Source organism: Rhizobium leguminosarum (genome assembly GCF_001679785.1).
GTDB classification, from domain to species: Bacteria; Pseudomonadota; Alphaproteobacteria; order Rhizobiales; family Rhizobiaceae; genus Rhizobium; species Rhizobium leguminosarum_R.
In genome coordinates this window covers 4,066,729-4,090,572 of the sequence record NZ_CP016286.1, presented here as the reverse complement: position 1 = coordinate 4,090,572, position 23,844 = coordinate 4,066,729, and the positions used below count along the sequence as shown (strand labels likewise).

25 protein-coding genes are annotated in these 23,844 nt (G+C 60.7%); 17 read left to right on the top strand and 8 right to left on the bottom strand.

From position 1 onward, the window contains the following. Positions 1-39: 39 nt before the first annotated feature. The 5 genes from BA011_RS19925 to hslV all read right to left on the bottom strand — a co-directional run bounded on the left by BA011_RS19925 (position 40) and on the right by hslV (position 5,069). Positions 40-1,452 carry a cytochrome P450 gene (locus BA011_RS19925; protein WP_065281714.1) on the bottom strand — a complete coding sequence of 471 codons (1,413 nt, stop codon included), beginning with the start codon at positions 1,450-1,452 and terminating at the stop codon, positions 40-42. A 48-nt stretch (positions 1,453-1,500) separates the two neighbouring features. Further along, on the bottom strand, positions 1,501-2,448 hold the full coding sequence (locus tag BA011_RS19920; RefSeq protein WP_065281713.1) for a DUF1402 family protein: 948 nt from the start codon (positions 2,446-2,448) through the stop codon (positions 1,501-1,503). Positions 2,449-2,738: 290 nt separating this feature from the next. Next, on the bottom strand, positions 2,739-4,046 hold the full coding sequence (gene hslU, locus BA011_RS19915; protein ID WP_011649875.1) for an ATP-dependent protease ATPase subunit HslU: 1,308 nt from the start codon (positions 4,044-4,046) through the stop codon (positions 2,739-2,741). After that, positions 4,043-4,555, bottom strand: a complete 513-nt coding sequence (locus BA011_RS19910; protein WP_065281712.1) for a GNAT family N-acetyltransferase — start codon at positions 4,553-4,555, stop codon at positions 4,043-4,045. The genes hslU and BA011_RS19910 overlap by 4 nt, the downstream gene beginning before the upstream one ends. After that, positions 4,542-5,069: an ATP-dependent protease subunit HslV gene (gene hslV, locus BA011_RS19905; RefSeq protein ID WP_017962666.1), complete on the bottom strand. Its 528-nt coding sequence runs from the start codon at positions 5,067-5,069 to the stop codon at positions 4,542-4,544. The genes BA011_RS19910 and hslV overlap by 14 nt, the downstream gene beginning before the upstream one ends. Positions 5,070-5,225: 156 nt before the next feature. Here hslV and hisB point away from each other — a divergent pair, with 156 nt between their 5' ends. The 9 genes from hisB (at position 5,226) to coaA (ending at position 10,861) form a co-directional block, all read left to right on the top strand. After that, complete coding sequence (hisB, locus tag BA011_RS19900; protein ID WP_065281711.1) at positions 5,226-5,834, top strand: imidazoleglycerol-phosphate dehydratase HisB; 609 nt, start codon at positions 5,226-5,228, stop codon at positions 5,832-5,834. 22 nt (positions 5,835-5,856) lie between these two features. After that, positions 5,857-6,342, top strand: coding sequence for a DUF2628 domain-containing protein (locus tag BA011_RS19895; RefSeq protein WP_065281710.1), 486 nt, complete (start codon positions 5,857-5,859; stop codon positions 6,340-6,342). Positions 6,343-6,344: 2 nt separating this feature from the next. Then, entirely contained in the window at positions 6,345-6,995 is a 651-nt protein-coding gene (hisH, locus tag BA011_RS19890) for an imidazole glycerol phosphate synthase subunit HisH (RefSeq protein ID WP_065281709.1), read from the top strand. A 254-nt stretch (positions 6,996-7,249) separates the two neighbouring features. Then, entirely contained in the window at positions 7,250-7,432 is a 183-nt protein-coding gene (locus BA011_RS19885) for a hypothetical protein (protein WP_003544173.1), read from the top strand. Beyond that, positions 7,429-7,986 carry a hypothetical protein gene (locus BA011_RS19880; RefSeq protein WP_017962662.1) on the top strand — a complete coding sequence of 186 codons (558 nt, stop codon included), beginning with the start codon at positions 7,429-7,431 and terminating at the stop codon, positions 7,984-7,986. Before BA011_RS19885 ends, BA011_RS19880 begins: the two co-directional genes overlap by 4 nt. A gap of 6 nt (positions 7,987-7,992) precedes the next feature. Beyond that, positions 7,993-8,739: a 1-(5-phosphoribosyl)-5-[(5-phosphoribosylamino)methylideneamino]imidazole-4-carboxamide isomerase gene (gene hisA / locus BA011_RS19875; protein ID WP_065281708.1), complete on the top strand. Its 747-nt coding sequence runs from the start codon at positions 7,993-7,995 to the stop codon at positions 8,737-8,739. Then, positions 8,740-9,528, top strand: a complete 789-nt coding sequence (hisF, locus tag BA011_RS19870; protein WP_017962660.1) for an imidazole glycerol phosphate synthase subunit HisF — start codon at positions 8,740-8,742, stop codon at positions 9,526-9,528. A gap of 17 nt (positions 9,529-9,545) precedes the next feature. Beyond that, positions 9,546-9,869: a phosphoribosyl-ATP diphosphatase gene (locus BA011_RS19865; protein WP_065281707.1), complete on the top strand. Its 324-nt coding sequence runs from the start codon at positions 9,546-9,548 to the stop codon at positions 9,867-9,869. Then, entirely contained in the window at positions 9,866-10,861 is a 996-nt protein-coding gene (coaA, locus tag BA011_RS19860) for a type I pantothenate kinase (protein WP_065281706.1), read from the top strand. The genes BA011_RS19865 and coaA overlap by 4 nt, the downstream gene beginning before the upstream one ends. A gap of 13 nt (positions 10,862-10,874) precedes the next feature. Here the strand turns inward: coaA and BA011_RS19855 are convergent, their stop codons facing one another. From BA011_RS19855 to BA011_RS19845, 3 genes are all read right to left on the bottom strand, one after another. Further along, positions 10,875-11,486: an alpha-ketoglutarate-dependent dioxygenase AlkB family protein gene (locus BA011_RS19855; protein ID WP_065281705.1), complete on the bottom strand. Its 612-nt coding sequence runs from the start codon at positions 11,484-11,486 to the stop codon at positions 10,875-10,877. Between the two features lies 1 nt (position 11,487). After that, a complete protein-coding gene (gene arfB / locus BA011_RS19850; RefSeq protein WP_065281704.1) occupies positions 11,488-11,931 on the bottom strand; it encodes an alternative ribosome rescue aminoacyl-tRNA hydrolase ArfB in 444 nt (147 codons plus the stop codon). Positions 11,932-12,038: 107 nt separating this feature from the next. Further along, positions 12,039-13,649 carry a phosphoenolpyruvate carboxykinase gene (locus BA011_RS19845; protein WP_065281703.1) on the bottom strand — a complete coding sequence of 537 codons (1,611 nt, stop codon included), beginning with the start codon at positions 13,647-13,649 and terminating at the stop codon, positions 12,039-12,041. A 337-nt stretch (positions 13,650-13,986) separates the two neighbouring features. On the opposite strand from BA011_RS19845, the gene BA011_RS19840 reads away from it, so the two are divergent. The 8 genes from BA011_RS19840 to tsaE all read left to right on the top strand — a co-directional run bounded on the left by BA011_RS19840 (position 13,987) and on the right by tsaE (position 23,844). Then, positions 13,987-14,721, top strand: coding sequence for a response regulator transcription factor (locus BA011_RS19840; RefSeq protein ID WP_198293334.1), 735 nt, complete (start codon positions 13,987-13,989; stop codon positions 14,719-14,721). A 185-nt stretch (positions 14,722-14,906) separates the two neighbouring features. Next, a complete protein-coding gene (locus BA011_RS19835; protein WP_065281702.1) occupies positions 14,907-16,697 on the top strand; it encodes a sensor histidine kinase in 1,791 nt (596 codons plus the stop codon). Beyond that, positions 16,694-17,146, top strand: coding sequence for an HPr kinase/phosphorylase (locus BA011_RS19830; protein WP_065281701.1), 453 nt, complete (start codon positions 16,694-16,696; stop codon positions 17,144-17,146). Before BA011_RS19835 ends, BA011_RS19830 begins: the two co-directional genes overlap by 4 nt. A 150-nt stretch (positions 17,147-17,296) precedes the next feature. Beyond that, positions 17,297-17,698: a PTS sugar transporter subunit IIA gene (locus BA011_RS19825; RefSeq protein WP_003544139.1), complete on the top strand. Its 402-nt coding sequence runs from the start codon at positions 17,297-17,299 to the stop codon at positions 17,696-17,698. A 9-nt stretch (positions 17,699-17,707) separates the two neighbouring features. Then, complete coding sequence (locus BA011_RS19820; protein ID WP_003544133.1) at positions 17,708-17,983, top strand: HPr family phosphocarrier protein; 276 nt, start codon at positions 17,708-17,710, stop codon at positions 17,981-17,983. Between the two features lie 157 nt (positions 17,984-18,140). Next, the gene (gene ahcY, locus BA011_RS19815; RefSeq protein WP_011649859.1) at positions 18,141-19,541 is read left to right on the top strand and encodes an adenosylhomocysteinase; all 1,401 of its coding nucleotides are present in this window, start codon (positions 18,141-18,143) and stop codon (positions 19,539-19,541) included. 203 nt (positions 19,542-19,744) lie between these two features. Then, positions 19,745-22,330 carry a sensor histidine kinase gene (locus BA011_RS19810; protein WP_065281700.1) on the top strand — a complete coding sequence of 862 codons (2,586 nt, stop codon included), beginning with the start codon at positions 19,745-19,747 and terminating at the stop codon, positions 22,328-22,330. Beyond that, a complete protein-coding gene (gene tsaE, locus BA011_RS19805) occupies positions 22,327-23,844 on the top strand; it encodes a tRNA (adenosine(37)-N6)-threonylcarbamoyltransferase complex ATPase subunit type 1 TsaE (RefSeq protein WP_065281699.1) in 1,518 nt (505 codons plus the stop codon). The genes BA011_RS19810 and tsaE overlap by 4 nt, the downstream gene beginning before the upstream one ends.

Here is a 23,844-nt window from a genome sequence, read left to right as displayed (position 1 = left end):
GCTTTCATTCACAGTCAATTCTGCAATAATTCGAAAGATTTATGCCTTCGTGGCAATTATGCGCGGCGTCACAAGCATCGGCAGTCCGTTCTGCGGCTGCGTCGTCAGCTTCTGCACCGGCCAAGGCTTGGTCTGATCGGTGGAATCGAAGCGATAACGATGCATTAGGACAGCAAGGGCGATCACCGCCTCCTGAAGCGCAAAGGTTGCGCCAATGCAGACACGCGGGCCAGCGCCGAAAGGCAGGAACTGAAAGCGGCCGATAGAGCCGCGATTTTCCGGCAGGAAGCGTTCGGGCATATAGGCACGCGGCCTGTCCCAGTGAAGTTCGTGGCGATGCAACGTCCAAGGCATGACGAGCACCGTGACGCCGGCTTCGATCTCGACCCGCTCGCCCTTGGGGCTTGTCCAAGAATCATCTGATATGGCGGCGCGATTGATCGATGGCGCCGGCGGATAGAGGCGCAAAGCCTCCTCGAAGGCGGCGCGCGTCTGCGGCATCATATCCAGCCATTCCACAGGTTTGGCCCCAGTGGCGAGCACCGCGTCGATTTCTTCTTCCATTGCCTCGCGGATATGCGGGCTGTTCGATACGCAATACAGGGTCCAGGCCAACGCTCGGGCTGTGGTCTCATGCCCCGCGCCGATGAAGGTCAGAATATTGTCTTCGATTTCCTCGTTGGTCAGCCCCTCAGGGCCAGCCTGCTCCAGGAGCAGGGTCAGGAAATCTTCGGGGGCGCTGTTGCGGTCTGCCTTCACCTTTGCGAGCCGCATATCCATGGTGTTGCGCACGATGGCGCGGAATTTCTCCAGCACTTTCTGACCGCCGATGCGTGTCACACGTGGAACCCAGGAGGGAGCGCGCATCAGATCCATCGGATCGACGCGGCCCATGCGATGCAGGAGTTCATTGACGTCGTCGGCGAAATGGCCGCTCGAGGTGACGATTTCGCCTGAAAATAATGTGTCGGCGAGAATTGCGAAGGTCAGCTCGGTCATGTCGGTGCTGATATCGAAAATTGCGCCTGCCTCGCCTGCGCTCTCATATTTGCGGGCATAATCTTCGGATTGGCGCAGCATCTGCCCGGCAAAGCCTTGGGCATGGCGGGGGGTGAAAATAGGCGCCACCGCCTTGCGCGATCTCTTCCAGACAGGACCTTCGGCGGTCAGAAGGCCGTCGCGGAGGATCGGACGCAGGACGAGTTGGCGTACATCCGACATGCGGTAATTATTGGCATTGTCGACCAGCACGTGCTTGATCAGGCCAGGATCGTTGACGATCAGCGTCCTCTGGCCGAAGAAATTGGTGCGGATCCACGGCAGCGTGTAGGACGGCTCGCCCCAGAGTTCGAGCGGATTGCGCAGGATGATGCGGATAATTTCCAGCCGGCTCGGCGGCACGGTACGCGGCAGCGGTGCTGGCGGTACGAAGGGGTCCGGACGCATGTCCATCGTAAAAGCCTTTCGGGGAAGATCTAGGCCTTCCCGGCAAGCTTGAAGCTAGAGCAGGCCCTTGAGTTCGTCCAGCTTGTCGTTGATCAGCCAGCCGTAATAATTCTCTTCCGGCCAGACCGTCGCCCCGGCGCCGCGGTTCTTCGCAGCAAGTGCTGCGGCGCGCTGGCGCGAATTGCCGACATTATAGAGCGTCGCCGTCAGGCCGGGATTGCCCGAGATATCCATGCCCGCGATCTCCTTGTAATCGTCGATCGACCTGCGGATTGAGGCCGCGACGAAGGCGAGCGAGATATCGGGATCCATGATGGCCCTGTAGACGGCGCCGGCATTCTTCTCATTCAGCTTCGGATAGCCGGACACGCGGGTCACGAGATCGGAGAGCATCAGCGCCGTCAGCGGATTGACCTGGCCGAGGCCGAAGGTCTGGCCGGCATAGAAGGGCTGGAAGAAGACCGCGCTGAAACGGTTGTTGGGAAAGCTCGTACCATCAACCGTCTTGCCGCGGAAATCGGTTTCCCAAACATCTTCGCGGCAGGACCAGAGCGTGTAGGAATCGTTCTTGCCCTTGCAGTCGGAAAATTGCGGCCGCGCCACAAATTCGTCGACGCTTTCGCCATCATAGGCGAAACGGAAGCTTTCTCCGGCGTAGGAGGCAGCCTTGACATAATAGGCCTGCAGCCGGTCGTAGGCATCGACATTATAGGTGTGTTCGCCGACGATCGCGCCGACGACATGGATGGGATTGATGCCGTAAGCGCTGGAAATCTTGCGGATCTTGCTCATCAGCTCGCGATCGGTCGCCAGAAGCTCATGAACCTTTTCGTATTTCAGATCGAAGCTGCTCTTGGTGCCTTTGGTGCGCCGGATGGAAGCGCCCGGAATATCGGGCTGCTCGGCATGACGATTGCCGGCCGGCACCGTCTGCATTGCGAAGGCAGGCGCCGAATTCACCAGGGCAACGGCAATCATAAGGCTTGTCAAAAGGCGTCGCACGATCCGTTATCCCGTCCGTTCCATCGTCCTGTTTGTGATGCGGCTGCCTGGACCAGAATCTTGGCCGAATAAAGCCGAGCGGAAACAAAACGGGCCTTCACTACAGCGGCGCGCGTCTTTTCAGACGCGCAAAGGACGCTGTAGCACTTTGAATTGCTGCATAATTTTATCCCTAAATCGAACCCGATTTAGGGAATTATGCAGTAGAAAGTAAAAGGCCCGTTGTCGAGAGTCGCGTTCGTTACAATCCGTCATTCATGCCGGGAAAGACATGAAGCGGTGCGCCGATATCACAGAATGAAGCGCGAGAGATCGGTATTCTGTGCGAGATCGCCGACATGTTCGCGCACATAGGCGGCATCGATCGTCACGGCCGTCCCGCCCCGATCCGGCGCGTTGTAGGAAATATCGTCCAGCACCCGCTCCATCACCGTCTGCAGACGGCGTGCGCCGATGTTTTCGACGGAGGAGTTCAGATGCACGGCGACATCGGCAAGCGCGTCGATTGCGTCGTCGGTGAATTCGAGGCTCAGGCTTTCCGTCTCCATCAGCGCGCGGTACTGGCGGATGAGGCTTGCTTCGGTCTCGGTCAGGATCCGGCGGAAATCATCCTTGTTCAGCGGACGCAATTCGACGCGGATCGGCAGGCGGCCCTGCAATTCCGGCAGAAGATCCGAAGGCTTGGAGACATGGAAGGCGCCGGAGGCGATGAACAGGATATGGTCAGTCTTCACGGGCCCGTATTTTGTCGAGACCGTTGTGCCTTCGACGAGCGGCAAGAGGTCGCGCTGGACGCCTTCGCGCGAAACGCCGGCGCCCATGCCGCCATCGCGGGCGGCGATCTTGTCGATTTCGTCGAGGAAGACGATACCGTCATTCTCGGTGGAGCGAACGGCTTCACGCTGGATCACTTCGTTGTCGATCAGCTTGTCGGATTCGTCGCGGATCAGGTCACTATACGAAGCCTTGACTGTGGTGCGGACCTTCTTGGTACGGCCGCCCATCGCCTTGCCGAACATTTCCGACAGGTTCAGCACGCCGATATTGGCGCCCGGCATGCCGGGAATTTCGAAGCCACCCATGCCGGAACCGGCATCGGCCACCTCGATATCGATTTCCTTGTCGTCAAGTTCGCCGTCCCGGAGCTTCTTGCGGAAGTTTTCACGCGTGGCAGGCGATGCTGTCGTGCCGACCAGCGCATCGAGAACACGCTCCTCGGCACTCACATGCGCCTTGGCCTGTACCTCGGCTCGCTTCTTCTCGCGCACCAGGCCGATGCCGACCTCGACCAGATCGCGGATGATCTGCTCGACGTCGCGGCCGACATAGCCGACTTCGGTGAACTTTGTCGCTTCCACCTTGATGAAAGGTGCGCCGGCGAGCTTTGCCAGGCGGCGGGAGATTTCCGTCTTGCCGACGCCGGTCGGGCCGATCATCAGGATGTTCTTCGGCATGACTTCGTCGCGCAGGCTCGGGTCGAGCTGCTGGCGGCGCCAGCGGTTGCGCAGCGCAATCGCAACGGCGCGCTTGGCGTCATGCTGGCCGATGATATAGCGATCGAGCTCGGAAACGATCTCGCGGGGGGAAAAAGTGGTCATTGCGTATCATTCTCCTGGCGGTCCAGGGCCATCAACAGCGCCCGGCCGTAATTAGTCGTTGTTTCGCCAAGTCCTTGAAAGCCCGCCTTGGTATAGGCTCTGATTGCGAATGCATTGTCAGGATGCGGATCGACGAGGATCCGCTGCGCGCCCTTTGCAAAGAGCATATCGCAGAACCCTATCATAAAGGCTGGTCCGTGACCTTTGCCCGCGAATTCCTCGATGCCGATGAACTGGTCGATGCCGTAGGTGCCCTTCGGCTGACCGGCGAGCGCTTTATCGTCCTCGTCGTCGAGATCGGCCGCCTGGATAAAGGCGAAGTCCTTTCCATTCAGCGTGACGATGAAGCACGAGACGGAGGCCGCATCGATATGCTTTTCCATCGAAGCCAGCGCCTGGGCCGGATCGCCCCACCAGCGCCTGACATGCCGGCTTTCCAGCCATTTGGCGAGGAGCGGCAGGTCAACCGCGGCAAGCGGCCGGAAGGCATAGGGTTCAGCCTTCGGCATCCAGCGATTCCACCACGACGTTGTGGTTCGTGTAGACGCAGATGTCGGCGGCGATATCGAGAGCACGGCGAGCGATCTCCTCGGCCGATTTGTCGGTATCCATGAGTGCGAGGGCGGCGGCGAGGGCAAAATTGCCGCCGGAACCGATCGCCGTCGTGCCGTGCTCCGGTTCCAGAACGTCGCCATTGCCGGTGATCGCCAGCGTGATCGACTTGTCGGCGACGAGCATCATGGCTTCGAGATTACGCAGGTATTTGTCGGTGCGCCAGTCCTTGGCGAGCTCGACGGCGGCACGCATCAATTGACCGGGATATTGCTCCAGCTTCTTTTCAAGCCTTTCGAGCAGGGTGAAGGCATCGGCGGTGGCGCCGGCGAAACCGGCGACGACTTCGCCCTTGCCGATACGGCGCACCTTGCGGGCATTGCCTTTCATGACGGTCTGGCCAAGGCTCACCTGGCCATCGCCCGCCATCACCACCTTGCCGCCTTTTCGAACTGTAATGATTGTTGTCATAAAACACCTGTCTGCCGGGCCGCATGCCGGCCCTGTTGAGCCCTATGTAAGTGGACTGGCGCCGATTGCAAATGGGCCGGCTTTTCTCTTCCCCGGCTTCTGGATATTTCCGGATGCGCCTGATAAGGAACGGCCTTATTCCCGATGGAGGGCCACATGGCCGAGACCGCAGCAAGCCGCACGGGCAGCGTTTCCCGCAAGACCAACGAAACCTCGATTTCCGTTTCCGTCAATGTCGACGGCACCGGCAAATCGACGATCTCGACGGGCGTCGGCTTCTTCGACCACATGCTCGACCAGCTTTCGCGACATTCCCTCATCGACATGGAGATCGATGCCAAGGGCGACCTGCATATCGACGACCATCATACGGTCGAAGATACCGGCATCGCCATCGGCCAGGCGATCTCCAAGGCACTCGGCGACCGGCGCGGCATCACCCGCTACGCTTCAATCGATCTCGCCATGGACGAGACGATGACCAAGGCTGCGGTCGATCTTTCCGGCCGACCGTTCCTCGTCTGGAATGTCGCCTTCAGTGCGCCGAAGATCGGCACTTTCGACACCGAGCTCGTTCGCGAATTCTTCCATGCGCTCGCCCAGAATGCCGGCATCACCTTGCATATTTTCAACCATTATGGCGCCAACAATCACCATATTGCCGAGACATGCTTCAAGGCCGTTGCCCGTGCATTGCGCACGGCGACAGAGATCGATCCGAGACAGGCGGGCCGTGTTCCCTCGACCAAGGGCACGCTCGTCTGAGCCCTTCAAGGGAGCGGCGGCAATGACGTCCAGCTATATCTTCTTGACACCGCCCGGCAGTACGAGCGCCACGGCCGATGAGACGCGAACCATCCGTGACGGCTTCACGCTGCTCGGCTTCCTATTTCCATGGGTTTGGCTGCTGGCGCATCGGCTTTGGCTGCATGCGGCCGCGGCCTTTCTGCTGCAGGGGATTGGTGGTGCGCTGATGGACGAACCCGGCCTCGGGCCGGCGGGAGCGGCAATCCTGTTGGGCGTGAATATGCTGGTCGGTCTTGAGGGCCAGAATGTCCGTGTCCGCAACTTTGCTGCGAAGGGCTGGAACGAAGACGCATTCATTGCGGCCGATACGATCGGCATTGCCGAGCAGGTCTATTTTTCGGACAGGGCGGCTATCGCAGTTAGTGACGACGCCCCGGCACCGGACTGGCAGAACAAAGCCCGTCCGAACGGCCCGCACGGCGATGCAACATCGCTTGGTCTCTTTGGTTTTGATGGAGGACGCTGACGATGCGCGTCGCGATTATCGACTATGGCTCCGGTAACCTGCGCTCGGCGACTAAGGCTTTCGAGCGTGCCGCCCACGAAGCTGGCATCGATGCCCATATCGATCTCACCGACAGGGCGGAGGATGTTGCCGCGGCCGATCGTATCGTGCTTCCCGGTGTCGGCGCCTATGCCGATTGCCGGCGCGGCCTCGATGCCGTGCCTGATATGGCCGAGGTGCTGATCGAGGCTGTCGGGAAGAAGGCCCGGCCGTTCCTCGGCATTTGCGTCGGCATGCAGCTCATGTCCTCGCGCGGCCTCGAGAAGACCGTGACGCACGGTTTCGGCTGGATCCCCGGTAACGTCGTCGAGATGACGCCGGATGATCCGGCACTCAAGATCCCGCAGATCGGCTGGAACACGCTCGACCTGAAGCGCGAACATCCGCTCTTCGAAGGAATTCCGACGGGGTCGCAGGGACTGCACGCCTATTTCGTGCATTCCTACCATCTTGCAGCCGAAAACGCCGAGGACGTTATAGCGACGGCCGACTATGGCGGTCCAATGACCGCTTTCGTCGGGCGCGACAACATGGTCGGGGCACAGTTTCACCCGGAAAAGAGCCAGAAGCTCGGCCTGGCCCTGATCGCCAATTTTCTGCGCTGGAACCCGTAGAGCCCGAACCCGTCAAGCATTGTTCACGCAGTCCCGAAGCAAAACGGTTACACGGTTTTGCTGGAATTTTTCCAAGGGCTGGCTTTTAATAGAGCTGCCTTATTTCCCTAGAGCATGATGCCGAAAAGTGTGAGCGGTTTTCGGGCGACATCATGCTCTGACTGTATAATGTAGAACAGGATTCAGATTTTAGGCCGACCCGGCCTAAAATCATCCTGTTCTAGTATGGAAACGGCGGAACAGGAGTGCGCTCGATGCCGGCTTCACGGAAATCAGGCAAGGTGTTCTACACGTTGCGGCCCTCCAGGGAAGGCTTGCCCCCCTTTTCTGATATCAAGCTTCCCGGCGGCACGGTCATCCGCCGTGTCGATGAAGCCATCCACAGGAAGGCGCTTTCCAATGCAGCCAAGGCGCTGAAAGAAAGGCTGGACCGATGATCCATGACTCTTTCCCCGCAAACGACGGTTCGAGCCGGCGGCAAAACGGGGTCAGCGCCGGCGATATCGCCGAGGCCGTGCTGGAATTCTATATCGAAGGTGAGGACGATCTGATCGGCCTGCTCGCCTACGCACTCTACGAGCGGCAAAAGCGCGATTTCGTTCTCAGCCATCGCAAGCGAAATGCCGGCCGTTCGCCCGATGAGGCCGAGCTTGCCGCCGTCAACAGCAATTATCTCTCGACCGACCTGCGCAACACGCTACGCGACCGCGCCTCGCAGATCCTTTCGAGTTATGCCGAAACCTATGTCGAGGCGATGGAGCCGCAGATCCGGCTGACCGCCGTCAACAGCGATGCGTTGCGCCAGGTGCGAAACATCGAGAAATCGATCAAGAGGCGCCTGGGCTTCTGGCGTCAGGTCCGGGCCGGCTTTGCCGTCACCCTGCTCCTCCTTCTGCTTTTCGGCGCGGCTGCCATTGCCGCTGTCTTTTTCCGATCGGATATCGTAGATGCGTGGAATGCGCTGATGGTACCGACAACTCTACGGACGTAAGACGACATGATCCTTTTTCCCGCGATCGACCTGAAAGGCGGCCAATGCGTCCGCCTGAAGCTCGGCGACATGCAGCAGGCGACGGTCTACAACACCGATCCGGCCGCCCAGGCAAGATCCTTCGAAGATCAGGGTTTCGAATGGCTGCATGTGGTCGATCTCGACGGCGCCTTTGCGGGACATTCGGCCAATGGCGATGCCGTCGAAGCGATCTTGAAGGCAACGGACAATCCCGTGCAGCTCGGCGGCGGCATTCGCACGCTCGATCATATCGAGGCCTGGCTGTCGCGCGGGCTGCGGCGCGTCATTCTCGGCACCGTCGCGGTCAGAAATCCGGCGCTGGTGATCGAGGCCTGCCGGAAATTTCCTGATCATGTCGCCGTCGGCATCGATGCCAAGGGCGGCAAGGTGGCCGTCGAGGGTTGGGCGGAAGCCTCCGAACTCGGTATCATCGAGCTCGCCAGGAAATTCGAGGGCGCCGGCGTCGCCGCGATCATCTACACCGATATCGACCGTGATGGCATTCTGGCCGGCATCAACTGGAGTTCGACGCTGGAACTTGCCGACGCCGTTTCCATTCCCGTCATCGCCTCGGGCGGCCTTGCCTCTCTCGACGATATCCGCCGCATGCTGGAGCCCGATGCGCGGAAGCTGGAAGGGGCGATTTCAGGCCGTGCGCTTTATGACGGCCGTATCGATCCCAAGGAAGCGTTGGCGCTGATCAAGGCGGCCCGGGCCAAGGAGACCGCATAAATGACCCTCAAGGCCCGTGTCATTCCCTGTCTCGACGTCAAGGACGGCCGTGTCGTCAAGGGCGTCAACTTCCTCAATCTCGTCGATGCCGGCGATCCCGTCGAAGCCGCGAAGGCCTATGATGCGGCCGGCGCCGACGAACTCTGCTTCCTCGACATCACCGCTTCCTCGGACAATCGCGAGACGATCTTCGATGTCGTGTCGCGCACGGCCGACCAATGCTTCATGCCGCTGACGGTCGGCGGCGGGGTGCGCACCATCGCCGATATCCGCAAGCTGTTGCTGTGCGGTGCCGACAAGGTCTCGATCAATTCGGCAGCCGTCAGCAATCCCGACTTCGTCACCGAGGCAGCCGACAAGTTCGGCGACCAGTGCATCGTCGTTTCGATCGATGCCAAACGCCGCCGCACCCAGGCGGTCGGCGGCGACAATCTCAGCGCCTGGGAAATCTATACCCATGGTGGCCGCAACGCGACCGGCATCGATGCCGTCGAATTCGCGGAGAAGATGGTGGCGCGCGGCGCCGGCGAGCTCTTGGTCACGTCGATGGACCGCGACGGCACCAAGGTCGGCTACGATCTGGAGCTGACGCGGGCGATCGCCGATGCGGTGCGTGTGCCGGTCATCGCGTCCGGCGGCGTCGGCGATCTCGACGATCTCGTCGCCGGGGTGAAGGAGGGTCATGCCAATGCCGTCCTCGCCGCGTCGATCTTCCACTTCGGCACCTATTCTGTCAGCGAGGCGAAGCACTATATGTCGAAGTGCGGCATCGACATGCGTCTCGACTGAACTTTGAAAGCGGACCTATGAGCGGATTTTCCCTTTCCGATCTCGAAAGCATCGTCGCAGAACGATCGAAAGCCTCGCCGGAGCAATCCTGGACAGCCAAGCTCGTGGCCGCCGGCCAGACGAAAGCGGCAAAGAAGCTCGGTGAAGAGGCGATCGAAGCCGTGATGGCGGCGGTGACCGGCGACCGCGACAATCTGACCTATGAGGCTGCCGATGTTCTCTATCACCTATTGGTCGTATTGAAGATTGCTGAAATACCGTTAGAGAATGTCATGGCCGAGCTCGAGCGCAGAACCGCGCAGTCCGGCCTCAAGGAAAAGGCCAGCCGGCAGAGTTCATGAGTATCGCGACTGAGATTATCGGGGTGCCGGAAACGTTGGATCACTTCCAGTCGGAATCCTATTCGCCCTACCACTTCTTCTCTTCCGAACAATGGGCGAAATTCCGCGCCGACACGCCGTTGACGTTGACCAGCGACGAGGTCAAACGGCTGCGTTCGATGGGCGATCCAATCGATCTAGACGAGGTCCGGCGCATCTATCTGTCGCTGTCGCGGCTGCTCTCGGCACATGTCGAATCCTCGCAGATGCTGTTTGAACAGCGCAACCGCTTCCTCAGCCTGTCCGATGTGACGAAGACGCCCTTCGTCATTGGCATCGCCGGTTCGGTCGCCGTCGGAAAATCCACCACCGCCCGTATCCTCAAGGAGCTCCTGGGGCGTTGGCCTTCCAGCCCGAAGGTCGATCTCGTCACCACCGACGGCTTCCTCCATCCGAACGCCGTGCTGCAGCGGGAAAAGCTGATGCAGCGCAAAGGCTTTCCGGAAAGCTACGACACGGGTGCGATCCTGCGTTTCCTCTCGGCGATCAAGGCCGGGCGGCCGGATGTGAAGGCCCCCAGCTATTCCCACCTCGTCTACGACGTGCTGCCGGACGAATTCAAGATCGTCGACCGGCCGGACATCCTGATCTTCGAGGGCATCAATGTGCTGCAGTCGCGCGACCTGCCGGCCGGCGGCAAGATCGTGCCGATGGTCTCCGACTTCTTCGACTTCTCGATCTATATCGATGCCGCCGAAGACGAGATCCACAACTGGTATGTCACGCGCTTCATGCGGCTGCGCGAAACCGCCTTCCGCGATCCGAATTCCTATTTCCATCGCTATGCCTCGATCAGCGACGCGGAAGCGCTCGAAATCGCCGAGGATCTTTGGGCAAACATCAACCTGAAAAACCTGCGGCAGAACATTCTGCCGACTCGTCCGCGCGCCGATCTCATCCTGAAAAAGGGCAAGGATCACCTGATCGAGCAGGTCGCACTGCGAAAACTATAGCGGCGCCTATATTTTAGGGATTGACGCGGCGAAGCGTCAGATTAATGCGGCCGCCATTCTTCAGCAGCGTCGACGTCGCCGGATGGATACGGTCGACGCCGTGGAAACAAAGCCTCCCCTCGCCACCCAGCACGACCAGATCACCGCTCGAAAGCTTGAAAGATAGCGTGCGATCATTGCGGCTGAGGCCGCCGACGCGAAAGAGGCAGCTGTTGCCGAGCGAGATCGAAACGACCGGGGCTTTGAGATCCTGTTCGTCCTTGTCCTGATGCAAGCCCATGCGCGCTTCGTCGGAGTAGAAATTGACGAGGCAGGCTTCCGGCGGCTTGTCATAACTCGAAACGTCATTCCAGATATCGAGCAATTGCTGCGGCATATCGGGCCAGGGTCTGCCGGTTGCCGGGTGCAGCGGCTGGTAGCGATAGCCGCGCTCTTTGTCCGTCACCCAGCCGAGCGGCCCGCAATTGGTCATGCGCACGGACATCGGCTTGCCGGTACCGGGCATGGCGGGCACATAAAGCGGCGCTTCGGCGACGACGGTGCGGATCACCTCGACCAATGCTTCCTGACGCGCTCGGTCGAGGTAACCGGGGAGATGGCGGATGCCGCTAAAGAGCTCCGGCATATCACTCACCGCTGCCGCCGCCGGGGCGGCCGCGCATTTTCTTGACTTCCGAGCGACCGGATTTTTCCTTCAGGCGGCGTTCGACCGAACCCTTGGTCGGCCTGGTCTTCTTGCGCGGCGGCGGTGGCGGCTTGGCGGCCTCGAGGATCAGTTCCTTCAACCGGTGGCGCGCATCCTCGCGGTTGCGGTCCTGGCTGCGAAACCGGCTCGCCTCGATCATCAGCACGCCCTCCTTCGACAAACGCCGGCCGGCGAGCTTGATCGCATTGGTTTTGACACGATCGTTCAGGGACGGCGAATTCGCGATGTTGAAGAACAGCTGGACCGCGGTCGAGACCTTGTTGACATTCTGCCCGCCGGGACCGCCCGCCAGAACGAACTGTTCCGTCAGCTCCCATCCCGCGATGGTGATCCTGTCATCGATATAGAGTGCGTCGCTGGCCATGCGGCGTTCTATCTCACATCGGCGGCGAATTGAAAATATCGCTGTGACATGGAAAACCCGGCGATCTTGCGATGCCGGGTTTCACGTGAGTCAGAGGTTTGATCTGCTTATTCTGCGGCGACCTTTACGCCCGGGGCTGCATCGCGGACGCCGCCGTCGACATGATTTTCGAACTTGGCGAAGTTCGCGATGAACATCGAGACCAGCTTTTCGGCCTGCGCGTCATAGGCTGCCTTGTCGGCCCAGGTCGAGCGCGGATCGAGAATGCCGCCATCGACACCGTCGACGGAGACCGGCACGGCGAAGCCGAAGTTCGTGTCAGCACGGAATTCCGCCTGTCCAAGTTCGCCGCTCAGGGCGGCAGCGAGAAGCGCACGCGTCGCCTTGATCGGCATGCGCTTGCCGGTGCCGTGGGCGCCGCCGGTCCAGCCGGTATTGACAAGCCAGCACTGGACGCCATGACGGCCGATCAACTCCTTGAGCAGATTGCCATATTCGGCCGGATGCCGCGGCATGAAAGGAGCGCCGAAGCAGGTGGAGAAGGTCGCTTCCGGCTCGACGACACCCTTTTCGGTGCCGGCCACCTTGGCGGTGTAGCCGGAGAGGAAGTGATACATCGCCTGATCAGGCGTCAATCGGGCGATCGGCGGCATGACGCCAAAGGCATCGGCGGTCAGCATGATGATCGTCTTCGGATGCCCGGCACGGCCCGTTTCCGAAGCATTCGGGATGAAGTCCATCGGATAGGCGCAACGGGTGTTCTCGGTCAGCGACCCGTCGTCGAAATCCGGCTCGCGGCTTTCGTTCAGCACGACGTTTTCCAGCACGGTGCCGAAGCGCTGCGTCGTCGCATAGATTTCCGGCTCGGCTTCGGCCGAGAGGCGGATGGTCTTGGCGTAGCAGCCGCCTTCGAAGTTGAAGATGCCGTTTTCGCTCCAGCCGTGTTCGTCATCGCCGATCAGCGTCCGGGCCGGATCGGCCGAAAGCGTCGTCTTGCCCGTGCCGGAAAGGCCGAAGAAGACCGCCGCGTCACCGTCCGGGCCGACATTGGCCGAGCAGTGCATCGGCATCACGCCCTTGGCCGGCAGCAGGTAGTTGAGCACGGTGAAGACCGATTTCTTCATTTCGCCGGCATAGGAGGTGCCGCCGATGAGGACGAGGCCGTTGGTGAGATCGCAGGCGATCACCGTTTCCGATCGGCAGCCGTGGCGGGCCGGATCGGCCTTGAAGCTCGGCAGATCGATGATCGTCAGCTTCGGCACGAAGCTCGACAGCGCTGCGGTGTCAGGGCGGATCAGCAGATTGCGGATGAACAGCGAATGCCAGGCGAATTCGGTCACGACGCGGGTCGGCAAGGCATGGCCCTCCTCGGCGCCGCCGACGAGATCCTGGACGAAAAGCTCCTTGCCCGCGGCATGCGCCAGCATATCGTCGCGCAGCACGGCGAAATGCTCCGGCGAGATCGGCTTGTTGTTGTCCCACCAGATTTCGCCATCGGTGTTGATATCGCGAACGACGAACTTGTCGCGCGGCGAACGGCCCGTGTGCTGGCCGGTAATAGCCCGAAGTGCGCCTTGAGCGGTCAGTTCGGCTTCGCCCCGGCGGATCGCTTCTTCATAGAGCGCGGCGGCGGAAAAGTTGTAGCGAACGCTGGCTGCGCCGCCCAATCCAACCGTTGCCAGCTCTATTGCCGGGTTATGAACTCCGAACATTTCCATGGCTAGTTCCCTTCACTCAGACTCGTTGCCGTTAAAACTAACCGCGAAAATACGGGCGAAAATTTTAAAAAACAAGATGGAAAACTTTAGAAAATGCAGTGATATCAAACAATTAATCGATTTAAATTTATCACCTTAATTTTAAATCGTTTGAATAGGTCGGGTTTAAAGATTCGCAAGCGCCACCTAAGATTGCCGGCGAATTTTACGACAATCCTCCCCTTTATCTTTGCCACAATTTGTTCCACCTTTATCCTCCATAAGCGCATCCGGTCACTGAGACCGCCTGGGGAGAGCAAATCCGGGAGATTGCGCACTGATGACGGAGACCAACACCATGCCGACAATCGCGCTCGTTGATGACGACCGCAACATCCTCACCTCGGTGTCGATCGCACTGGAGGCCGAAGGATATAAGGTCGAGACGTATACGGACGGTGCTTCGGCGCTCGACGGCCTGCTGGCGCGACCGCCGCAGCTGGCGATCTTCGACATCAAGATGCCGCGCATGGACGGCATGGAACTGCTGCGCCGCCTGCGGCAGAAGTCGGATATTCCCGTCATCTTCCTCACCTCCAAGGATGAGGAGATCGATGAACTCTTCGGCCTGAAGATGGGCGCCGATGATTTCATCACCAAACCTTTTTCGCAGCGTCTGCTGGTGGAGCGTGTGCGCGCCGTCCTGCGCCGCGCCTCAAGCCGCGAAGCCGCCGCCGCCGGCACCGGCCCCAGCGGCGCGCCGAAGACCGGCGCGGTGCAGCAGGCCCGCTCGCTGGAGCGCGGGCAGCTGGTCATGGACCAGGAACGCCATACCTGCACCTGGAAAGGCGAGGCCGTGACGCTGACGGTGACCGAATTCCTGATCCTGCATTCGCTGGCGCAGCGCCCCGGCGTCGTCAAAAGCCGCGACGCGCTGATGGACGCAGCCTATGACGAACAGGTCTATGTCGACGACCGGACCATCGACAGCCACATCAAGCGGCTGCGCAAGAAATTCAAGATGGTCGACACCGACTTTGATATGATTGAAACACTCTACGGAGTGGGATACCGCTTCCGCGAAGCAGCCTGAGCCCCGAGCGGCACAGCGCGCTCCTGCATAATCTCCTAAATCGGCATCGATTTAAGGATCAAATTATGCAGCAGTTCAAAATGTCACAGCGTCCCTTGCGCATCTGAAAAGACGCGCGGCGCTGTTAGAAATGTTGAGGGCTGCGGGCCGGTCCATCCGGCCCCGCCCTTCGAAAGGGCCTGTCATTGGCACAGTTGGTGCAGGAAAGGGATCTGGACGATGCGGAGGGCGTGAGCACCCGTCGCGTCCGAGGCCGCCGTTGGTCGCATCCCTTCACGCTGATCCGCCGCATCTTCGGCAATGCCGTCTTTTCGAGCCTGACGCGGCGCATCCTGTTCTTCAATCTCGTCGCGCTGGTGGTGCTCGTCGGCGGCATCCTCTACCTTAACCAGTTCCGCGAGGGATTGATCGACGCCCGCGCCGAAAGCCTGTTGACCCAGGGCGAAATCATCGCCGGCGCCGTTTCGGCCTCCGCGTCGGTAGATACGAACTCGATTACCATCGATCCGCAGAAGCTGCTCGAGCTGCAGGCCGGCCAGAGCATCACCCCGGTGCCGAACGACGAGGATCTTGAATTCCCGATCGATCCCGAAAAGGTCGCGCCGGTTCTGCGCCGGCTGATCTCTCCGACGCGCACGCGCGCCCGCATCTTCGATGCCGATGCCAACCTGCTGCTCGATTCGCGCCATCTCTATTCGCGCGGCCAGGTGCTGCGCTTCGACCTGCCGCCGGTGGAGGAAGAGAAACAGACCTGGAGCGAGTGGTTCGCCACCCTGTTCAACAAGGCGCTGCAGCCCGGCAATCTGCCGCTCTATAAGGAAGCGCCGGGCGGCGACGGCTCGATCTATCCCGAAGTGATGAACGCGCTCACCGGCGTGCGCGGCGCAGTCGTGCGCACCACCGAAAAAGGTGAGCTCATCGTTTCCGTCGCCGTACCGATCCAGCGCTTCCGCGCCGTGCTCGGCGTGCTGTTGTTGTCGACGCAGGCGGGCGACATCGACAATATCGTCCATGCCGAGCGGCTTGCCATCATGCGCGTCTTCGGCGTGGCGACACTCGTCAACGTGCTGCTTTCGCTGGTGCTGTCGTCGACCATTGCTAATCCGCTGCGCCGTCTTTCGGCAGCGGCCATCCGCGTCCGCCGCGGCGCCAAGACGCGTGAGGAAATTCCCGACTTCTCTGCCCGCCAGGATGAAATCGGCAACCTTTCCATCGCATTGCGCGAGATGACGACGGCGCTCTACGACCGCATCGATGCGATCGAGAGTTTCGCGGCCGATGTCAGCCACGAGCTCAAGAACCCGCTGACCTCGCTGCGCAGCGCCGTCGAAACGCTGCCGCTTGCCAGATCCGACGATTCCAAGAAGCGGCTGATGGACGTCATCCAGCACGATGTCCGCCGCCTCGACCGGCTGATCAGCGATATCTCCGACGCCTCCCGTCTCGACGCCGAACTCGCACGTGTCGATGCCGGCTCCGTCGACATGGAGGTGCTGCTGCGCGACCTCATCGAGGTTTCGCGCCAGGTCAGGAGCACCAAGAAGCAGGTGGAAATCGAATATGCGATCGAACGCAAGCCGAACGTCAAGACCCGCTTCGTCGTCAACGGCCACGATCTACGCATCGGCCAGATCATCGCCAACCTGATCGAGAATGCCCGCTCTTTCGTGCCGGAAAAGGGCGGCAAGATTACCGTGCGGCTGGTGCGGACACGCTCGCGCTGCGTCACCACGATCGAAGACAACGGCCCCGGCATCCAGGCGGAAAATATCGACCGTATCTTCGAGCGCTTCTATACGGACCGGCCGGAGGCGGAAGGCTTCGGCCAGAATTCGGGGCTCGGCCTTTCGATCAGCCGCCAGATCGCCGAAGCGCATGGCGGTTCGCTGAGAGCCGAAAACATCGCCGATGCCGAGAGCGGGCATATACTCGGCGCCCGCTTCATCCTCTCTTTGCCAATCGGCGCCGCAGCATGACCGAGGCAGGTTTCAACGTCCATGCGACGGCGATCGTCGTCGGCAAGACCGGGCTGCTGTTCAGCGGCCCCTCCGGCTGGGGAAAATCGATGCTGGCCTTCACCTGCATGACCGAGGCGCGCCGGCTCGGGCTTTTCACGGCGCTGGTCGCCGACGACCAGGTTCTTCTCTCAAGAGAGGCCGGCGCGGTGATCGCCACGTGCCCGCCGTCGATCACCGGGCTGATCGAACTTCGCGGCACCGGCATCGTTCGTCAGGACCATATTCCCAGGGCGGCCATGCATTATGCCGTGCTTCCGGGCAGCGCCACCGGTGAAGACCGGGTGCCTCCCGAGGGCGAAGTGGTGAGCCTTGCCGCCGGTTTTTCGCTTCCCGCATTGCGGTTGCTCACAGGCGTTTCCTCACCCCTTGCGATCCTGATGGCAAAAGTGCCGGATATCGGGCGCTGAGGCCTTCCGGATTGGTCAATCTGCCTTATATATTCGCATTTTTATCTTGCACTTCGGCTTTTCATAGCCAAGATGTGCCCCCACCGGTGGACGTAATTGCTGCATTGCGATATTGGGGCCACCGTTTGCGTATATGGGAGCAGTAATATCATGATCGGACTTGTGCTTGTCACTCATGGCAAGCTGGCTGAAGAGTTTCGTCATGCTGTCGAGCACGTCGTCGGTCCTCAGAAATTCATCGAGACGGTCTGTATTGGCCCCGAAGACGACATGGACCAGAGACGGCAGGACATTCTGGAAGCCGTTTCCGGTGCCGATGATGGCCACGGCGTCGTCATCCTGACCGACATGTTCGGCGGCACACCGTCCAATCTTGCCATATCAGTCATGAGCAGCGGCCATACCGAGGTCATTGCCGGCGTCAACCTGCCGATGTTGATCAAGCTTGCCGGGGTGCGCGGCGAGAACAACATGGAGAAGGCACTGGTGGAGGCATCCGAAGCCGGGCGGAAATATATCAATGTCGCGAGCCGTGTGCTCAGCGGAAAATAACGGGCATTCATGACATCGCTCTCCCGGGAACTCCTTATCATCAACAAGCGCGGTCTTCATGCGCGCGCTTCCGCCAAATTCGTGCAGATGGTCGAGACCTTCGATGCCGCCATTACCGTTTCCAAGGATGGAATGACGGTCGGCGGAACCTCCATCATGGGCCTGATGATGCTTGCGGCAAGCCCCGGTTCGAGCGTCGTCGTTTCGGCGAGCGGCAGCCAGGCCGAGGAAGCGCTGGAGGCGCTGGACCAGCTGATCCAGAACAGGTTCGGCGAAGAGATGTGAGCTCCGATCGCGTTCATATAAACATATAAAGACTTCTTTATATCCTTATTGCCATCATCGGCGAAGCCTGCTAAACGGCGGACATGCCGTGCGCTTGCACGTGGGTCATCTTCGCGCCTGCGCCAATTTTGAGACGTTTTTCAGCCTGGAGGCCTCTATGAGCACTGAAAAAGATTATGTCGTCGCCGATATCGGGCTTGCGGATTTCGGCCGCAAGGAAATTACGATCGCCGAAACCGAAATGCCGGGGCTGATGTCCTGCCGCACCGAATTCGGCCAGACAAAGCCGCTGAAGGGCGCGCGCATCACCGGCTCGCTGCACATGACTATCCAGACGGCCGTGCTCATCGAAACGCTGGTCGCGCTCGGCGCCGAAGTCCGCTGGGCCTCGTGCAACATCTTCTCGACGCAGGATCATGCCGCTGCCGCGATCGCCGCTTCCGGCGTACCTGTCTTCGCCATCAAGGGCGAATCGCTCGAAGATTACTGGGTCTACACCGACAAGATCTTCCAGTGGGCCGATGGCGGCCTTTCCAACATGATCCTCGATGACGGCGGCGACGCCACCATGTACATCCTGCTTGGCGCCCGCGCAGAAGCCGGCGAGGACGTGCTGTCTCATCCGCATTCCGAGGAAGAGGAAATCCTCTTCGCACAGATCAAGAAGCGCCTTGCCGCTTCGCCTGGCTGGTTCACCAAGCAGCGCGACGCGATCAAGGGCGTCACCGAGGAAACGACGACCGGCGTCAACCGCCTTTACCAGCTCAGCCAGAAGGGCCTGCTGCCCTTCCCGGCGATCAACGTCAACGACTCGGTCACCAAGTCGAAGTTCGACAACAAGTATGGCTGCAAGGAATCGCTGGTCGACGGCATCCGTCGCGGCACCGACGTCATGATGGCCGGCAAGGTTGCCGTCGTCTGCGGATACGGCGACGTCGGCAAGGGTTCTGCCGCTTCGCTCTCCGGCGCCGGCGCCCGCGTCAAGGTGACCGAAGCCGATCCGATCTGCGCATTGCAGGCTGCGATGGACGGTTATGAAGTCGTTCTGCTCGAGGACGTCGTTTCCTCGGCCGATATCTTCATCACCACCACCGGCAACAAGGACGTCATCCGCATCGACCATATGCGGGCGATGAAGGATATGGCGATCGTCGGCAACATCGGTCACTTCGACAACGAGATCGAAGTCGCTGCATTGCGCAATCTCAAGTGGACCAACGTCAAGCCGCAGGTCGACCTGATCGAATTTCCCAAGGGCAACCGCATCATCCTTCTTTCCGAAGGCCGTCTGCTCAACCTCGGCAACGCCACCGGCCATCCGTCCTTCGTGATGTCGGCTTCGTTCACCAACCAGACGCTGGCGCAGATCGAGCTCTTCACCAAGCCCGACCAGTATTCCAACCAGGTCTATATCCTGCCGAAGCATCTCGACGAGAAGGTCGCACGCCTGCATCTCGACAAGCTCGGCGTGAAGCTGACTGAGCTTTCTGAGGAACAGGCTGCCTATATCGGCGTCTCGCCGAAGGGCCCGTTCAAGTCCGACCACTACAGATATTGATTTGATCGTTAATATCCACAAGATGTAGAAGCCGCGGCATTGACAAATGCCGCGGCTTATTTTTTGGACGCTCCCTTCCCGCAGATTCCCTTCCGAAGTATTGTTTTAAGACTTGATTCGTGGCGCCGGACCCTGTCCGACCGCTGCGAAAATGGGATGTCTTGTCGTAATGCGGCACATTGAAGGACGGAGACATACCGCGGATGTCGGAAATAAGAAGCAGCCTGCCCGGTCAGGCGGATGATGGCGTTCGCGCCGATCACCGCCCGCTCATGGCAGGCCGAGGATATAAATCTGCAACGGCACACGAGGCCGCAAAGCAAGAGCACGGACCACTGGCGCGCTTCCTGAAAAGCTGCGCCGCCGGCACGGCGCTTGCCGCGCTGGCGCGGCCGGCTCTGGCACAGGCGGAGCAGCAGGCGGCGGCCTCGGCTCACCTCTTCACATCCTCGCAGGTGATCGGTGTTTCCGTCGTCATCGGCGTCATATCGGCAGCGCTTCTGTCGACGCTGTGGCTGGTGCGTCAGCGCGGCAATCTGGAAAACGAGAGCCGGGAAATCCGCTCGGCGCTCTCCGATGCCCAGCAGCGCATTTCGCAATACCAGGCTCTGATCGCCGACAAGAACCGGCGGATCGTCATATGGGACGGCAATGCGCGCCCCGAACTGCTCGGCCAGCTTCCGCCCGAGACCGGCGCGCCGCAGGACGGCGAATTCCTGGCCTTCGGCCTGTGGCTGAAGTCACGTTCGGCTTCCGAGTTGGAAAAGGCGATCGACCGGCTGCGCGACGAGGCGCAGAGCTTCGACATGGTGGTCGAAACCATCCGCGACGAAATCCTGGAGGCGCAGGGCAGGGTTTCCGGCGGGCGCGCGTTCGTCCGTTTCGTGGCGCTCAACAATCTGCGCGCCGAGCTCGCAGAGCTCAGGATCGAGCGCGACCGGCTGATGACCTCGATCTCTGCCTTCCAGACCATGCTGGACGCGATCGATATGCCGGCCTGGCAGCGCGATCCGGTGGGCCGCCTGACCTGGGTCAACCAGGCTTATGGCGAGGCGGTCGAAGCGCGATCGCCGCAGCAGGCGATCAATGAAGGCCGCGAGATGCTGACGACCGTCGCGCGCGAACGCATTCGCGCCACGACGACGCCGGAATCGCCCTTCCACGACAAGATCTCGACGGTCGTGCACGGCAACCGCACATTCTTCGACGTCGTCGACGTCAGGGTTCCCGGCGGCTCGGCCGGCATCGCGATCGATGTATCCGACATAGAGGCAGTGCGCGCCGAGCTGGAACGGACGCTGAAGAGCCATGCCGAAACGCTCGACCATCTGGCCACGCCGGTTGCCATCTTCGACGGCGAGCGCCGGCTGCAGTTCTACAATCAGGCCTTCGTTGCGCTTTGGGAGCTGGATATCGCCTTCCTCGAAGGCCGGCCGGACAATAGCGAGTTGCTCGAGCGGCTGCGCGCAGCCAAGAAGTTGCCGGACCAGCTCAACTGGAAAAGCTGGAAGGACGCCGCGCTTTCCGTCTATCGCGCGCTCGACACGCAAACGGATCTCTGGCACCTGCCCAACGGGCAGACGTTGCGGGTCTTCGCCACCGCTCATCCGCAGGGCGGCGCCACCTGGGTGTTCGAAAATCTGACCGAGCAGGTCGATCTCGAAACGCGCTACAACACGCTGGTCAAGGTGCAGGGCGAAACGATCGACCACCTTTCCGAAGGTGTGGCGGTGTTCGGTCCTGATGGACGCATCCGACTTTCCAACCCGGCCTTCCGTGCGCTCTGGGGGATCACCGAAACCGAAGCCAAGCCCGGCACCCATATCCGTGCGCTGGGCGAGGCCTGCGCCCCGTCCTATGACCGGCCGGACGGTTGGAAGACGTTCGCGGAACTGATCACCAGCTTCGACGACGAACGCCGCTCGGGCCAGGGAACGCTGGAACTCTTCTCCGGCCTCGTGCTCGACTATGCCGTCATCCCGCTGCCGAACGCGCAGACCATGCTGACCTTCGTCAACATGACGGACAGCGTGCGTGCCGAGCGCGCGCTGACCGAGAAGAACGAAGCGTTGCGCAAGGCCGACGAGCTGAAGAACGACTTCGTCCAGCACGTTTCCTATGAACTGCGTTCACCACTGACCAACATCATCGGCTTCACCGATCTCCTGCGCACGCCGGGCGTCGGGCCGCTTACCGAACGGCAGGCCGAATATATCGACCACATCTCGACCTCGTCCTCGGTTCTGTTGACGCTCGTCAACGATATTCTCGACCTTGCGACCGTCGACGCCGGCATCATGCGCCTCAATTATGCGGATATCGATCTCAACGATCTGCTCGACGACGTCTCGATGCAAATCGCCGATCGCCTCCACGAAAGTGGCGTCGCGCTTGAAATCACCGCTCCTGCCTATCTCGGCTCGATCGTCGCCGATCCGCAGCGGCTGAAACAGATCCTTCTGAAGCTTCTGTCCAATGCGGCGAATTTCTCGCCCGAGGGCACGTCGATCTCGCTGGAATGCCATCGCGAAGGCACGGATTTCGTCTTCGCCGTCAGTGATCGCGGCCCCGGCATCTCACCCGACATGATCGCGACCGTCTTCGACCGTTTTGCCACGGGAGCGAAAAGCGGCAAACGCGGCGGCGCCGGCCTCGGCCTCTCGATCGTCGACAGCTTCGTCAGTCTGCATCATGGCGACGTGACGATCGACAGCGAGCCGGGCAAGGGCACGACCGTCGTCTGTCGTATCCCCTCGGTCGATGTACCGCATTCCGCCGCCGCCGAATGACGACCAGCGATGCAATCTCGCTTTTCCTGAAAGACGAGGCGGCCACCATCCGCCTCGGCGAAGACTTGGCGCTGGCCCTGAAGGCCGGCGATTGCCTTGCCCTTTCCGGCGATCTCGGCGCGGGGAAATCCTCGCTCGCCCGGGCGATCCTGCGCGCCATGGCCGATGACGAGGGGCTTGAGGTCCCGAGCCCGACCTTCACGCTGGTGCAATCCTACGATCTGCGCATCGCCGTTTCGCATTTCGATCTCTACCGGCTCGGTGATCCGGCCGAACTGACCGAGCTTGGCTTCGACGAGGCCCTGCAGAACGGTATCTGTCTCGTCGAATGGCCTGAGATGGCGCAGAGCGAACTGCCCGCGCAGCGCATCGCGCTGACGCTGGCGCATGAAGGCAGCGGCCGCCGGGTAATAATCGAAGCCGCTGGCGCCCAAAATACACGCATCCGCCGCGTCCTGGCGATCCGCGATTTCCTCGATACCGCCGGTTACCCCGCAGCGAAACGCCGATTCCTGACCGGTGATGCCTCGCTGCGCGCCTATGAGGCGATCTATCCGCAAGCCGGGAACCAACGCGTCATCCTGATGGACTGGCCGCCGCTTGCTGAAGGCCCGCCGGTTCTCGACGGCAAACCCTATCCCAAAGTCGCGCATCTTGCCGAAAACGCTTATCCCTTCGTGGCGATCGCCGATACGCTGCGCAAGGACGGTTTTGCGGCGCCCGAAGTCTACAAGGTGGATTATAACAAGGGTATCCTGCTGATCGAAGATCTCGGCAGCGAAGGCGTGCTGGATGCCTACGGACAGCCGGTTATCGAACGCTATCGCGAAAGCGTTGCCTTCCTGGCCAGGCTGCACGCCCTGAAATTTCCGCAGGACATCCCCGTTGGAAAGGGCCATATCCACCATATTCCTGATTTCGACCGCACGGCGATGAAGATGGAGGTGCGGCTGGTGCTCGACTGGCACCTGCCCTGGAAGCGTCAGGGCGCACCCGCAACGGAAGCCGAACGGGCGGAATATCTGGCGATCTGGGACGCGCTCATCGACGAGCTCGCAACGGCCGAGAAGAACCTGCTGCTGCGCGACTTCCATTCGCCGAACATCATCTGGCGCGAACATGAAAGCGGTATTCGTAAGATCGGCCTCATCGATTTCCAGGACGCGATGATCGGCCCCACTGCCTATGACCTTGCCTCAATCGTCCAGGATGCGCGCGTAACGATCGAGCCGGACCTCTTCCGGCAGCTGATGGATGATTATCTGACGCTTCGCCGCGCGCAGGGCGGTTTCGACGAAGCCGGATTTATGAAGGCCTGGGCGATCATGTCTGCCCAGCGCAACTGCAAGCTTGCTGGCCTCTGGGTGCGCCTCTTGCAGCGCGACGGCAAGCCGGGCTATCTGAAACATATGTCGCGCACGCTTTCCTATCTGAACGTCGCGCTCGAGCATGAAACGCTTGCCCCCTTGCGCGATTGGTGCGCAAGGGCTGGAATAGGCCAGAGCGAATCATAA

Bases quoted from the DNA above. Each gene is read 5' to 3' on its own strand.
- BA011_RS19925 (WP_065281714.1), bottom strand. From the start codon at position 1,452: ATGGACATGCGTCCGGACCCCTTCGTACCGCCAGCACCGCTGCCGCGT.
- hslU (WP_011649875.1), bottom strand. From the start codon at position 4,046: ATGACCACTTTTTCCCCCCGCGAGATCGTTTCCGAGCTCGATCGCTAT.
- BA011_RS19910 (WP_065281712.1), bottom strand. From the start codon at position 4,555: ATGCCGAAGGCTGAACCCTATGCCTTCCGGCCGCTTGCCGCGGTTGAC.
- hslV (WP_017962666.1), bottom strand. From the start codon at position 5,069: ATGACAACAATCATTACAGTTCGAAAAGGCGGCAAGGTGGTGATGGCG.
- hisB (WP_065281711.1), top strand. From the start codon at position 5,226: ATGGCCGAGACCGCAGCAAGCCGCACGGGCAGCGTTTCCCGCAAGACC.
- BA011_RS19895 (WP_065281710.1), top strand. From the start codon at position 5,857: ATGACGTCCAGCTATATCTTCTTGACACCGCCCGGCAGTACGAGCGCC.
- hisH (WP_065281709.1), top strand. From the start codon at position 6,345: ATGCGCGTCGCGATTATCGACTATGGCTCCGGTAACCTGCGCTCGGCG.
- BA011_RS19885 (WP_003544173.1), top strand. From the start codon at position 7,250: ATGCCGGCTTCACGGAAATCAGGCAAGGTGTTCTACACGTTGCGGCCC.
- BA011_RS19880 (WP_017962662.1), top strand. From the start codon at position 7,429: ATGATCCATGACTCTTTCCCCGCAAACGACGGTTCGAGCCGGCGGCAA.
- hisA (WP_065281708.1), top strand. From the start codon at position 7,993: ATGATCCTTTTTCCCGCGATCGACCTGAAAGGCGGCCAATGCGTCCGC.
- hisF (WP_017962660.1), top strand. From the start codon at position 8,740: ATGACCCTCAAGGCCCGTGTCATTCCCTGTCTCGACGTCAAGGACGGC.
- BA011_RS19865 (WP_065281707.1), top strand. From the start codon at position 9,546: ATGAGCGGATTTTCCCTTTCCGATCTCGAAAGCATCGTCGCAGAACGA.
- coaA (WP_065281706.1), top strand. From the start codon at position 9,866: ATGAGTATCGCGACTGAGATTATCGGGGTGCCGGAAACGTTGGATCAC.
- BA011_RS19855 (WP_065281705.1), bottom strand. From the start codon at position 11,486: ATGCCGGAGCTCTTTAGCGGCATCCGCCATCTCCCCGGTTACCTCGAC.
- arfB (WP_065281704.1), bottom strand. From the start codon at position 11,931: ATGGCCAGCGACGCACTCTATATCGATGACAGGATCACCATCGCGGGA.
- BA011_RS19845 (WP_065281703.1), bottom strand. From the start codon at position 13,649: ATGGAAATGTTCGGAGTTCATAACCCGGCAATAGAGCTGGCAACGGTT.
- BA011_RS19840 (WP_198293334.1), top strand. From the start codon at position 13,987: ATGCCGACAATCGCGCTCGTTGATGACGACCGCAACATCCTCACCTCG.
- BA011_RS19830 (WP_065281701.1), top strand. From the start codon at position 16,694: ATGACCGAGGCAGGTTTCAACGTCCATGCGACGGCGATCGTCGTCGGC.
- BA011_RS19825 (WP_003544139.1), top strand. From the start codon at position 17,297: ATGATCGGACTTGTGCTTGTCACTCATGGCAAGCTGGCTGAAGAGTTT.
- BA011_RS19820 (WP_003544133.1), top strand. From the start codon at position 17,708: ATGACATCGCTCTCCCGGGAACTCCTTATCATCAACAAGCGCGGTCTT.
- ahcY (WP_011649859.1), top strand. From the start codon at position 18,141: ATGAGCACTGAAAAAGATTATGTCGTCGCCGATATCGGGCTTGCGGAT.
- BA011_RS19810 (WP_065281700.1), top strand. From the start codon at position 19,745: ATGTCGGAAATAAGAAGCAGCCTGCCCGGTCAGGCGGATGATGGCGTT.
- tsaE (WP_065281699.1), top strand. From the start codon at position 22,327: ATGACGACCAGCGATGCAATCTCGCTTTTCCTGAAAGACGAGGCGGCC.